This is a genomic window from Alteromonas sp. 07-89-2, from assembly GCF_013113925.1.
GTDB classification, from domain to species: Bacteria; Pseudomonadota; Gammaproteobacteria; order Enterobacterales; family Alteromonadaceae; genus Alteromonas; species Alteromonas macleodii.
Genome location: NZ_VTYM01000001.1, coordinates 16,511 through 29,638 on the forward strand (window position 1 = coordinate 16,511; position 13,128 = coordinate 29,638).

General features: G+C 45.2%; 10 protein-coding genes. 4 read left to right on the forward strand and 6 right to left on the reverse strand.

Annotated elements, in window-relative coordinates; translation table 11 throughout:
- The first annotated feature begins 228 nt into the window (after positions 1-228).
- Positions 229-1,122 carry a DMT family transporter gene (locus F0261_RS00075; RefSeq protein ID WP_171336906.1) on the forward strand — a complete coding sequence of 298 codons (894 nt, stop codon included), beginning with the start codon at positions 229-231 and terminating at the stop codon, positions 1,120-1,122.
- Between the two features lie 159 nt (positions 1,123-1,281).
- Entirely contained in the window at positions 1,282-3,081 is a 1,800-nt protein-coding gene (locus F0261_RS00080; protein WP_171336907.1) for a GGDEF domain-containing protein, read from the forward strand.
- A gap of 71 nt (positions 3,082-3,152) precedes the next feature.
- On the opposite strand, the gene F0261_RS00085 is transcribed toward F0261_RS00080, so the two are convergent.
- The 3 genes from F0261_RS00085 to F0261_RS00095 all read right to left on the reverse strand — a co-directional run bounded on the left by F0261_RS00085 (position 3,153) and on the right by F0261_RS00095 (position 7,119).
- Entirely contained in the window at positions 3,153-4,676 is a 1,524-nt protein-coding gene (locus F0261_RS00085) for a trehalase family glycosidase (RefSeq protein WP_171336908.1), read from the reverse strand.
- A gap of 2 nt (positions 4,677-4,678) precedes the next feature.
- Complete coding sequence (locus F0261_RS00090) at positions 4,679-5,917, reverse strand: sugar MFS transporter (RefSeq protein ID WP_253819146.1); 1,239 nt, start codon at positions 5,915-5,917, stop codon at positions 4,679-4,681.
- A gap of 167 nt (positions 5,918-6,084) precedes the next feature.
- Positions 6,085-7,119 carry a LacI family DNA-binding transcriptional regulator gene (locus tag F0261_RS00095; protein WP_014947952.1) on the reverse strand — a complete coding sequence of 345 codons (1,035 nt, stop codon included), beginning with the start codon at positions 7,117-7,119 and terminating at the stop codon, positions 6,085-6,087.
- Positions 7,120-7,425: 306 nt separating this feature from the next.
- On the opposite strand from F0261_RS00095, the gene F0261_RS00100 reads away from it, so the two are divergent.
- Positions 7,426-9,684 (forward strand): TonB-dependent receptor, encoded by a 2,259-nt coding sequence (locus tag F0261_RS00100; RefSeq protein ID WP_171336909.1) that lies wholly within the window; start codon positions 7,426-7,428, stop codon positions 9,682-9,684.
- A gap of 280 nt (positions 9,685-9,964) precedes the next feature.
- Positions 9,965-10,636, forward strand: a complete 672-nt coding sequence (locus F0261_RS00105) for a haloacid dehalogenase type II (RefSeq protein ID WP_061439178.1) — start codon at positions 9,965-9,967, stop codon at positions 10,634-10,636.
- Between the two features lie 133 nt (positions 10,637-10,769).
- Here F0261_RS00105 and F0261_RS00110 read toward each other — a convergent pair whose 3' ends face one another.
- The 3 genes from F0261_RS00110 to cheD all read right to left on the reverse strand — a co-directional run bounded on the left by F0261_RS00110 (position 10,770) and on the right by cheD (position 13,128).
- Positions 10,770-11,030 (reverse strand): hypothetical protein, encoded by a 261-nt coding sequence (locus F0261_RS00110; RefSeq protein ID WP_014947949.1) that lies wholly within the window; start codon positions 11,028-11,030, stop codon positions 10,770-10,772.
- 431 nt (positions 11,031-11,461) lie between these two features.
- Positions 11,462-12,508 carry a chemotaxis response regulator protein-glutamate methylesterase gene (locus F0261_RS00115; RefSeq protein WP_171336910.1) on the reverse strand — a complete coding sequence of 349 codons (1,047 nt, stop codon included), beginning with the start codon at positions 12,506-12,508 and terminating at the stop codon, positions 11,462-11,464.
- Between the two features lie 2 nt (positions 12,509-12,510).
- Positions 12,511-13,128 carry a chemoreceptor glutamine deamidase CheD gene (cheD, locus tag F0261_RS00120; RefSeq protein WP_014978061.1) on the reverse strand — a complete coding sequence of 206 codons (618 nt, stop codon included), beginning with the start codon at positions 13,126-13,128 and terminating at the stop codon, positions 12,511-12,513.

Here is a 13,128-nt window from a genome sequence, read left to right on the forward strand (position 1 = left end):
CTTAATTGAGAACAGCGCCTAACTTACTCACGAATTTTACCGCCAACATAATGCCACGAAAGCCTTTAACCTTCAGTTACGTTTGCTTAAGGCTTCAATATATTTAGTTAAAAACTACTGATGTGATTTAAGTTTACCCCGCCCACACCTTGCATTAGCATAGCCGCTCTTTTTGGCAGGCTACTTATTTGCCCCAGCGTTTTTGGGCAAAGTTTTAACAGGTAATTTATGGGTGTTTTTGCTGCGCTAGGTACAGCGCTTTGTTGGGCAATTGCTGCGCGTTTATTCCGTGGAACGGGTAACGCATTTTCGCCGCTTACCATGAACTTTTGGAAGGGGCTTATTTCTATTGCCATTTTGGCAGTGGTTTTAGTAGTGGTTCAGCCAACAGGGCTTAGTACTCATGCTATTTTGTGGCTATTGGTTAGCGGGCTTATTGGTATAGGCATTGGCGACACCTGCTTTTTTAAAGCCTTACAAAGCATTGGCGATAGCCAAGCGGTGTTGGTCGCCGAAACCCTTGCGCCTTTATTCACTGCCCTTTTTGCTATGGCGTTTATTGGCGAATGGATTACCTGGCAGCAGTGGGTTGGCGTTGCAGTAGTATTGTTTTCGGTAGATATGGTTATAAAGGTACGCAAACGCAGCACTACACACGTGTTTGCAACCAGTGGCTATATGTATGGTGTGGGCGCAGCGTTATGTCAGGCGGTTGGGGCCGTAGTTAGCCGCGACATTTTAAGTGCCGGTGAAATTGACGCGGCCAGCGCTGCGTTCTTGCGCTTAGTTGGCGGTATGGTCTTTGTGGTGCCATTTATAGCCATAACCAAAACGCGCTACATGCCCGTTATTAACTATGAAAGCGACAGCGGAAAACGGGTATGGCCTGCTTTTGTGTTAGCCACGTTACTTGGCACTACTGCTGCTATTTACCTACAAATGTTTGCGTTTGCTTATGCGAAAGCGGCCGTGGTTCAAACCCTTATTGCTACAAGCGCATTAATGTCGCTAGGGGTTGCATGGGTACTTGGTGAACGGGCGACTAAAGCCACTATTGTATGGTCTGCCGTTGCTTTGGTTGGAGTAGCTATATTGGTTAGTTTTGGTTCGCCTACCCATTAGCAATATAGGGTAAATACCTAACACGTGCTTATATAGCCCAACGTTTTAGAAAATAGTAGACGCATTAAGATACAAAAAATACGTAACTTTTAGGTGCCCCGTGTAGTAGTTCTGGGCTCAAATCGATATTATGAAGAAAAAACAAAAACGTTATTTCTCATGTTTCAAAGGTTATCTTTAACAGTATTCTCTTTTTTGAGCGTTGCGCTAGCTTCTTTTGCCGCGTTGGCAAACGACAATATCGATGCCGTTATCGAAAAGGTACGCACGCCTTCGTATGATTGCCCTAATCAGTCTCTACTTCCAGAACTTGAAGACACACTTGCGCTTGAGTCGCTTACATCACAACAACGTTTTGCCTTAACCGTAGCCAAAGGGCAGTTTTTAATTTGCCGTGGCAAGTACGAAGAAGCTGAAACTATGCTGCTTAAAGCTATTATGCAAAGCAATATTGATCAAAGCTCTTATGCGTTTGCTTCGGCTATTTATCAAATTGGCTTTTCTTATGACGCCAGAGAAAACCCAGCACGCTGTAAGTACTACCAACAAGCCCAAGAACTATCATCGCCCGAGCGCCACAGCGATATCTTTACCAGCTCTTCTTTAGGCCTAATTAATTACTGTTCAGAAACCACTTCACCTGAAATAAGATTAGGTAAGATGTTTGGTGTGCTTAAGCGTTATTCAAACGACGGCAGCCCCGGTGAGTTAGCGCATATTCACAACGCAATTGGTTTACTATATGGCGATTTAGAGCAACATGCCTTAGCAGCAGAGCAATATCTAAAAGCACATGAAATGGGCTTGCTTGTATATGAAGGCAGTAATAAGGTAAGTATTCTTATCAGCGCCATTGTGTCATTGCTAAGCAGCGGTCAAACTGAGCGCGCCTACCAAAGCATTCTAGAACTAGGTGTACTCAATAGCGAAATAGACACACCGCTAACCAACTTCTTGTATCAGTATGCACTGTCTATTTACTATAGAAAAACAGAAAACTACAACCGACTTACCTACACCCTTCCCGATTTAGAAAAAGCGTCTTCGAACATCTCGAGTTCGTTTGGCGAGCTTCTTGTTAACTGGCACAAAGCTGAGATTTGCTTACATGACAACGATCTCACCTGTATTAAGCAGTATATATCAGGTATTGAAGCGTTAAATGATGACGCGATACCGCCGGTCTTTCGTTCAAATTTGGATTACCTTAGCTTCAATGTGTCCATGTATATCGCACTGCAGGACTTAGCTAAGGCGAAAGAGGCACACGAGATCTATTCTAAAGAAGTGACTAAGCGCCGTGAAGTTACTCAAGATTCGGCCTTAATTATTGGTGCTGCTAACTTGTATACCCGCATTTATGATTTGGAATCTGCGATTGAACAAGCGGAACAGCAACGAAAGAACACGCTGTATACCGCTATTATTATTTTCCTTCTGGTAAGTGGTATTACTGGCTACGTACTTCGTAGAAAACACCTTGCGCGCAAAGCCATCGATCCCGTTACTCTGCTGCTTAATGCGAATTCGGCGATAGCCCGCATTAACAAGCTTGATGCGCCGAAAAAAGGCCGAGCCATTGCCATTGCTATCTTCGACATTAGCAACCTGCGTGAAATAACGCGGAAAATGGGGTCAACAAAAGGTGATTTAGTATTACGACAAATTGCACAAACTCTTCAAAATGTTACCCGCGGTAACGATATTTTAGGGCGATTTGGTACCGAGCAATTTATTTTATGTCTGCACAATATTGAAGAACGAAGTGCGCGACAGTTTTTCGATCGCGTACAGAACGCGTTAGACAATACCTTTGAAAACGATGCCACTTCCGACCATATTGTGGTTGAGTCGCAGATGAGCGTATTTATCGCTAACGAGAAAATTACGGGACTAAACGACATACTCGATGATATTGCCATGTCGATTGATATGGGTAACCGCTCAGGCAACAATTAATATCTACACTACCAAAAAACGCGCGGCCCGTTGTTACGGTACCGCGCGTTTTTGTTTTAACCGAAGCGTGTTTACTGGTTCAGATATGTCTGAAAGCGGGTATACACGCCATTGGTCCACCCGAAACCTAGCTGTACGTCGTATTCACCGCCACCTGCTTTTATTTCCGGTTCGCACACATTGTACTTTTCAAGTAGCACACCGCTTAATGCAAAGTGACGCTCAATGGTTTTACAAAAGCGCAGCATGATGGTTCGAGCCTGCATTTCAAACCCATAGTTGCGCAGCCCTTCAACGGCAAACAGTTGAAGCGGTGCCCAGCCATTTGGCGCATCCCATTGTTGCGACGTAGCGTTTGAAGTGGTTACCACGCCACCTTCTTTTAACAAGGAGTTCATTACCGCAGCGCGCACTCCCTCTGCCTGTTGTTCATTTGCAATACCAACGAACAACGGCACACACATAGCCGCTGACACTACATCGGTTTGAGTTTGTGTGGGGAAGTGATAGTCAAAATAGCCCGCCTTTTCAGCATTAAACAAATAGGTGTTTATTGCGTTAATTCGTGCTGTAGATGCCGCACTGTAGCGCGCTTGCTCGGCACCTTTAGTCACGCTTGCCAGAGTCTGTTCAAGCGTTACTAAAAGCGCATTTAAATCTACGGGAATAATTTCAGTTGTACGAATACTTGCTAGTGAATTGGGATTAGCTAGCCAGCGCGAACTAAAGTCCCAACCCGATTCGCAAGCCGCGCGAACATGCTGGTAAAACTGACTTTTGTCAGCGCCTATGTGCTCTGCTGTTTCTATGTCTTCTCGATAAGACTCAGGGCGAGGCGTAGGCTCGGTGTCGAAGTAACGATTAAGTGTAGCACCACACGGCATGGTAACCGTGCGCAGTTGTGCTGCGCCCTTCTGTGACGCGTTCTCGCCCGCTTCATTCATCCAAAACTGGTATTCTTTCTTCAAGCCCCAGATAACGTATTCTTTTTGCTGGTCGCTTAGTGCGTCTTTAAGCAAATTATAAAACAACGCCAAAATAGGAGGCTGACTGCGAGAGTAATAATAGGCGCGGTTGCCATTAGGAATGCAGCCTACTTCATTTAAAATATCTACAAAGTTCACCAACATGTTAATTGCCATGTCGGTGCGCCCCGCGTCAATTAGACCTAACGCGGTAAAATATGTATCCCAGTAATAGATTTCGCGAAAGCGTCCACCCGGCACTATGTATGGGCGGGTAAGCGCTATTAAGCTGTCTTTCTGCTCAGTGTCGGGGGTACGCGTTAGCACCTGCCACATATGCTCAATATAATCGGCTACATTTTCAAACTTGGTTTGCGATGTTGCGCTAATCATTTCTGGAATATCGAAATGGGTATTAACAAACGTAGCTAAGTCTACTGCTTCGCCGCTTTTCTCAGCATCTAAACACGCTTGTTCATAAGCCGCTAAAACGGTGTTGAGATCGGTTTTAACAATAGCGTCAGCGAAGGTTTTGCTGTCTGGGAATAGCTGTGCCATTTGCACATGTTTAAACAGGTCGCTGGCAAAAAACGACAAGCTGTCGCGCCAGTTGTGTGAAGAAGAACTCATAGTTACTGCGCACCTTTAGGCGATAGAGAAGAAGACGCTCGTTTAAAGAAGAATAGGGTTACCACTAATGCACCGATTGGAATAAGCGATAGATAAAATGCTTGTTGGCCCCCTACTGCGTCGAAAATAAATCCAGTCACGATAGAACCTGTGGTTCCCCCAAGAGCCGAAAATACAACAATTAGCCCTGTCATAGGTGCATGTTGATGTTGAGGGAGCGCGCTTAGCATTACCGAGTTTAATACAGGGTAAATAGGCGCCATCATCAATCCAATTAATGGAATAAGGAACGCAGCTATTGGTGCGTCAGCCCAGCTGGCTATTGTGCTGTCTGCCACGTTTTCGGCAAGCGGTAAGCTTAGTAGCATTACCGTAGCCATACCCGCCAAACAGATATTTAAGAAGGGATACCAGTTCATTCGCGTAAGTACTGCGCCCGCAGTTAAGCGCCCAACGGCCAGCGCTATCGCAAAGATACTGGTTATTTGAATGCTGACTTGAGTAGGTAAGCCCAGCACCTCTTTGTTAAAAGTTGGCAGCCACGAACCTATGCCCTGCTCAATTAACACGTATAAGAAAATAGAAAAGATAAACACCAGCACTAAAGGCTTATACGCCAGTTTCAGCATGCTTAAGAACTCGCTTGCAAGGCCTTCTGATTGCGCTTTTTCCACAGGCTTTATAGGCGCCAATGCCACAACGATTAACGTAAAACCAACCAGCGCAGCTAGTAAGTAGTAAACGTTCAGCCAAGATAAAGAAGCATCGCTATTGGGGTCGATAAACCCAGCGAACACCCAGTATCCAGACAACACGCCCAACATAAAAATACCTTCAATGGTGTTCATTAACGATGAGTGCGCTTTAGTGGTAGACGACAGCTGCCCAATAATGGCGTACACCGACACTTTCACTAGCGCAAATGCAGTACCTATGCAGGCAAACAACACTTTAATGAACCAGAAACTTGCGATAGAAGGCGTCAGCGCACAGGCAATGGCCACTAATGCTAACCCAAGTAACATTGAAAGCTTGTAGCCAACTCTTGGAATGAAGCTGGCCACTAGGAACGAGACAACAGCAATAGAAAGATCTTTAAAGCCTTCTAATGTGCTTGCCTCTGGCTTACTAATGTCGAAGCTATTGATCGATTGCAGAATAACAGTACCCACACTGTTAAGTAGTATGGCAAATACGTAGTAGCTAATGGCAATGGCTGCAATGACCATGAATCGGGACATGTGTAAACACTCTGTTAACTGAATTATGCAGGAGTGTAGTCGTAAGAAAATAAAAATGCAAACGTTTGCAAAACACTATTATTTTTTCGTTAGAGCTTAATATCGACACCCTGTTACCGTTAAATAATAGCGTTTATGCGTTAAAAAGCTGATAAAAAAGCGAAATATTAGTCGCTGTGCTGCGTAGAGCGACGGGCAATTAAGGTTGTTTCCACTACCTGGCTTTCTGTAGGTTTGTTTTCAAACTGGTTTAATAGCTGCGTAACCATCTCTATTGCGGCTTGCTGAGTATTCTGACGCACCGTTGTTAACGACGGGTGCATAAGTTCAGCTAAAGAAATATCGTCGTAACCCACAATGCCTACGTCGCTTGGAATACCTACATAGCGCTCTTTTAACGCTTTTAACGCGCCTAATGCCACCATATCACTTACACAAACGATCCCGTCGAAATCTAACCCATTCGCCTTTATACGCTCGTTAATGTATTGGTATGCTGCTTTCGACGTAATATCGATGGCGCAGGTGCACTGCGTGTCTATTGGCACATTCGCATCGCGGTGGGCTTGCGAATATCCTTTGTGACGTTCCTGCATTTCCGCGTGTTCAGAGTCTCCAAGAAACAAAATGCGTTTGGCGCCGTGGCTCAGCAAATGCTGGGTTGCCGTATAGCCACCCAGATAGTTGTCGCCGCCGATAATGGGATATGGCGCGTCTGTTTTTGCATCGCCCCACACTACAATGGGAATGCCCGACTGTGCTGCTCGGTCGATTTTGGCCGTAGATTTGCCTTGCCCAATGACAATAATACCGTCGGCACGCTGGCTGCGAATAAAGTAGTTCGCCCAATCGTCAGATGCCATAAATGAGTTAGACAGCAGTAGCTCGTAGCCTTTGGCATTTAGCGCCTGATTTAGCTCTCCCACCAGCTTAAGCAGGAATGGGTCTGTGGTGCTTTGTTCGGTGTTGTCAATTAGATTTAAAATCACCGCTATCACGTGAGTTTTCTGCGTTCTTAAGCGGCTAGCGGCCGCGTTAATACTAAAATTATGCTCTTTAGCTAGTGCCTGAATTCTGCTTCGGGTTTCCTGCTTAATAAGCGGGTTGTCTTTCAGTGCCCGTGATGCTGTCGATGTTGATACACCAGCAATATCAGCCAGCTTCGCTAAGGTGAGTTTTGTTTCAGAAACCAATGTGACCATTCTCTAATAATTTTCGGTATACCGGGTTACCCGTGATAGCACTACAAAATAAAAGCCTAAAACCGCTACCTAAACCGGATAAATCGTCGACTCTACAGCCGAATTCACAATATAGCGCGAATCGTCTTGGCGTAAAACCATGTTAACAACAATAAACAAAAAATTTGCAAACGATTGCATTTTATTCTTGCAATCGTTTGCAAACAGATCTATTTTGTTTCGCAATCGTGATGCGTATAACAATTTTTAAACCTGTTTAACGCATTCAGTTAACAACGCAATAGAACATTTTCGGGAGCACACACCATGAAAACGTTGTTTACAAAAGGAATGCTGGCGAGTGCAGTAGCGGTAGCACTAACGCAGCCTGCCATGGCACAAGAAGACGTAAAACAACAAGCGAAAGACAACGCAGAGATCATTGTTGTCAGCGGTACGCCAGGCGGCGCAGGGATTAGAAAGATTGACGCAAGCTTCGCGGTAACCAACATCGACGCTAGCGACATTGAAAAATTGGCACCTAAGTCTACGGCTGATTTGTTTAAGGCTATTCCAGGTGTTTGGGTTGAAAGCTCAGGCGGTGAGTCAGGCGCGAACGTATTTGTGCGTGGTTTTCCAGGTGGTGGCGATGCGCCGTTCTTAACGATTGCGCTTGAGAACTCTCCTATCTACCCTGCACCTACGCTATCTTTCCTTGAGAACTCTCAGCTGTTTCGCATAGACGATACCATTGAAATGGTTGAAGGTTTACGCGGTGGTCCAAACCCAGTAGTAAGCAACGGTCAACCAGGCCTTACAACAAACTTCCGCCTCAAAAGTGGTGGCGAGTCGACAGAAGCGTCAGCGAAGTACACTATCTCTGACTACGGCCTAAACCGCATTGACGTGGTTGCAAGCGGCGCACTAGATGACGACTTGTACTACATGGTAGGTGGCTACATTAAGAGCTCAGAAGGTATTCGTGATGCCGGCTTTAACTCTGAGCAGGGTAACCAGTTCACCGTAAACATCACTAAAGTTTTCGAAAAAGGCGAGCTTAACCTTTATACCCGTCAAACTGACGATCGCGGTACTTGGTACTTACCTACACCTTTAAACGTTGAAGGCATCGACGCAAACTATACGCAAATTGGTCCATTGAATCGCCAAGGCACCATTACGTATGGCCCTAACGATACCACTGAGTCATTCGACTTTGGCGAAGGTCGTGGATGGGACGGACACGTAAGTGGCGGTAGCATTAAGCTTGACTTAGGCAACGACTGGCAGCTAGTTGACCGCTTTAACCTTACCAAAGGTGAAGCCAATACTTTTGGTCTTGTACCGAATGGTTCTGCAACTACCGTTGCAAATGTTGCCGACAATGGCGAATCAGCCACTGGTGCAGTAACTGGCACAGTGTATGACGGTGATACGCCTATTCAGCAAATCGGTCGTTGGGTAGTACTTAAAGATATTGAAGCTTTCACTAACGACCTTGCTGTGTCGAAAAGCTGGGAAGACTTCGATACATCATTTGGTATTTACAGTGCATCAACCAAAGCTAATGACTGGTGGAGCATTGGTAACACGGCTTACCACGTGTTGCAGCCAGGCGGCGAATTGTTAGACGGGATCGAATGTAACACTGACGCACAAGGCTGCGATTGGAACTACGACATCAGCTCTGTAGGTGATGCAAGCACGTTCGCACTTTATGCAACGGGTACGTGGTACGCAACCACAGACCTGAGCATCGACTTAGGGCTACGCCGTGAAAATCACGAAGTGAACTATTCGGTAGATGAAGATCTTGACGGCAAGATAACTAAAGCGCTTGAGTACGACGAAACTAAAACGTCGTGGACAGTGGGCGCAAACTACGCGCTTAATGACACCAGCGGTGTATTCGTTCGTATGAACCGAGGCTATAAAATGCCTTACTTCGACGACTTCAGAGACAACTGGGGTGCCTTCACTGGCGGTAACGACTTGATTCAAGAAGTTACTCAAGGCGAGCTTGGTTATAAGTTCATGAATGACAGCATCCAGTTCTTTGCAACTGCATTCGCAAACGAAGTAAAAGGCGATACGTTTGTACGCCGTCCGGGCGCACCGGCTGAAATTCTTACCAACGAAGCTTACGGTATAGAACTTGACGGTCGCTATAGCCACGATTCAGGCTTCTCGTTGAGCGTGAACGGAACTATTCAGGAAACTGAAATTACTGCCAGCGCCAATAACGAAGGCAATGAATCTCAGCGTCAGCCTGGTTGGCAAGTACGTGTAACACCAAGCTACGGCTTCGATATCGGCGATATGTATGCCACGGTATACGGTACATTATCAGCGGTTGATGATCGCTTTGGTAACAACGAAAACACAGTTGTACTAGAGGGATACGAGAAGATTGATGTAGGTCTAACTCTAGAGCCAACTGAATCACTTCGTCTTCAGTTCTCTGTTGATAACCTGACCGACGAACAAGGTATTACCGAGGGTGACCCGCGTAATCCAGATTCACCAAACGGCCGCTACATTATGCCTCGTAGCATGAAGCTTAGCGTTTCTTACTTGTTCTTCTAAGAACAAAAAGCGCAACACCTAAAAATAAAGCCGGCCTTAGTGCCGGCTTTTTGTTGTTCGTTTCTCTCAATATATTTCGTTCAAGGTTTATGAGGCTATTGCTGCCTTTTCTTGCACCCCTTTCTTGTTAGATTCTTCTTATATCCTGTCAGCGTTAATTCATCGACATTGGTCGTAATGTGCTTTAGCAAAACCAATTCTGTTTTACAGTGGTATAAGCAACGAACAAGCTAAAAACGAAACGTACCGTTTACTATCATCAACTATAGGAAGGTGAATCGTGACGCCAAAGGTTATTTTCTTCGATATTAATGAAACACTACTAGACATGCAGGCCATAAAAACAGGCTTAGCGTCGGTGCTAAACGGCGATGAAACACTGGTAGACTTATGGTTTGCTAACTTATTGCATCACAGTTTAGTGGATGTTGCGTCTGGACAGTTTCACGATTTCATTGATATTGGAGCCGCAGCGCTTACCATGGTAGCTCACAGTAAGGATATATTTGTTGATGAGGCTACCGCAAAAGATATCATCAAACAGCATATTACCCGATTGCCAGCGCACGACGATGTTGTTCCTACATTAAAGGCACTTCAAAGTGCTGGTGTAACCTTGGTCGCGCTTTCAAACTCATCTAAAGCCGGACTAGACGCACAGCTTGAGTTTGCCAATATTAAGCCCTATTTTTCCCATGTATTAAGTGTGGAAAGTGTACGTACCTATAAACCACATGCTGCGGTTTATCACTGGGCCTGTCAACAGGCTAACGTAAAGAACGAAGATGCCATGATGGTGGCGGCTCATGGTTGGGATGTAAGTGGTGCCAAGGCGACAGGTATGCAAACCGCATTCGTAGAACGCTCGGGGAAAATGATGTACCCGTTAGGTCTTGCTCCCGATCACAGCATTGCTTCGCTTACTGCGCTTATCGAAATGATAAGTTCGTAACGTGTTCTGTGTGAGAGCACAACGACCTCACTGTGCCTGACCGCTATAAATCTAGCGTAGTTGCAAAATAGTTAGGCGCAAACAAAAAAGTCTTACCGAAGTAAGACTTTTTTCAAATCGAAATACAAAACAATTAAACTTTTGCTAGCTCGGGCTGGTTTGGCTTAAAACCTTGTGTGCTGCAAGAATTGCGTTTCGTTTCTAGTGCGCTTAATTGACGCTTAAGCCATGACTTCTGAATACCTGACTTAGCTGCGTCCATTTCAGTGCTTACGCGAGTGATTTCTTTTCCGACGTTCACGCATGCTTTCTTATTCGGTTCAAAGCCGCCATTAGCCAAAACAGAAGAAGAAAACATTAAAGCTGATACTGCTATAAGCGTTTGCTGTTTCATAAGAGTCCCCAACTACTCGTTATAATCCCGGGTTAGTGTCATACCGTAAGAATGAGCATATATTTGCTCTCAAATCTGTAAGGAATATAGCAGGCCTTTTATTCTAGTTAGGTACTACAAAACATACGCAGTAATAAAACTTTGCCTACCTTGTTCTTGCTAACGCACATAAGCCATTGTCTTTTATATTATTATGTCGACAATGATTTACCTTACCATTCCACTTACGTATCGATTTTTATATTTTTACGCACTAAATAGTGAGCCTATCCATAGTATCGGCTACAGCAACAGCATTCTGCAGCAGCATTACTCACTATTAAGCGTTGCTATTAAAACACCTTAGCTTTTCTGGAACAAGAAAAGTTATAACAATCCTTTTACAGGTTTTAGGACAGAAATTGCATTCTGTAAGTATTTACTCACTATACTTACAAGCGACTACCTGCCGAGAGCTTTTCTACGGTTTGCATAACACTTCTGCCCATATCATCTAGGCTTATTACGCGCTTAGCGGCGCCCTTTTCTATGGCTACTTTGGGCATACCAAAAACTATACAACTAGCTTCGTCCTGACAAAATGTTTCGCAGCCCGCGTTAAACATTTCGTGAAGGCCGCTTGCGCCGTCGCTACCCATGCCGGTAAGTAAAACGCCTAACGCATTGCTACCAGCACTTTTACAGATAGAATTAAATAACACATCCACCGAGGGCTTGTGACCCGATACGCGCGCGCCATCGGTCAATCTAATCCGGTAATCAGCCCCGCTTCTTTCAATTTCCATGTGTTTATCGCCAGGTGCAAGGTAGGCTTGGCCTGGTAGTAAACGTTCTCCGCCTTTCGCTTCTTTGACCTGCATTTGGCACACGGCATCTAGTCGTTTAGCGTAAGTCGAAGTAAACCCTGCTGGCATGTGTTGTGTGATCACGGTGGCAGGAGCGTTCGCCGGAAAGGTGCGTAACACCTCTTTTATGGCTTCTGTCCCACCGGTCGAGGCACCAATTGCAATGATTTTCTCAGTGCCCGAATAATTGACTTTGCTCACAGTGGACACTTTCGAAGGCGCTGATTTTTTTACTTTAGAGCGCGCAGCCGTACGTATTTTCTCAACAATTAACTGGTGATAGTCTGCCATGCCTTGCGCCACACCTATTTTGGGCTTTGCAACAAAGTCGATAGCTCCTAACTCCAAGGACCTCAGCGTAGCATCAGCGCCTTTTTCGGTTAGCGTAGAAATCATGACTACGGGCGTCGGCCTCGCATTCATCAGCACTTCTAGAAAGCGTAATCCGTCCACTTTAGGCATTTCTATATCAAGCGTAATAACATCTGGCGTCTTTTCTAGAACCAGCTTTTTTGCCACGAAAGCATCGGGAGCAGCACCCACTAATGCCATGTCTGGCTCACTTTTTATAATTTCACTTAGAATTTGCCGGATCAGTGCCGAGTCATCTACCACCAAAACTTTTATCGTCATTGTTAGTCCTCGAAGATATCTACGCTACCGGTAGGTGCACGTCTTGACAGCTCCCACCGATGCTGACTTTCTCTTTCAATAATAGTGGCGTTATTAAGCTCGTGAATTCGCTTCATAAAGACATTGCCGTTGCTTGGAAAAAAGTAAACCTTGCGCGCGTAAACATCACATAAGTCACTGGCCAATATCGGTATGCCTTCCGTGCTTAAAAAGTCTGTTACGAACTCTGCGTTGAACTTCCCAACATCGTGCTGCACGAAGGACGGCACCACTTTTCCACCACCAAACACTTTTGCTTTTATTCGGGCTTTATTGGCTCCGGCTTTCACTAAATCGTTGATAAGAATTTCCATGGCATGCACGCCGTATTTGGCAGCCATACCTTGGGTCTGGTCGAATTCGCTGGCAGTTTTGTTTACTGTAGGCAACATAAAGTGATTCATGCCGCCTATGCCCGTTTCAGGGTCGTATAAGCATGCCGCCACACACGAGCCCAATACCGTTACCAGCATTTTATCTTGTGTTGTTACGAAGTATTGTCCAGGTAATAGCTTTACTGCGTCGATGGAAAAACGTTTGTCGTAATAGCTAATAGGTACTTCGAAATTACAAGATTCCAC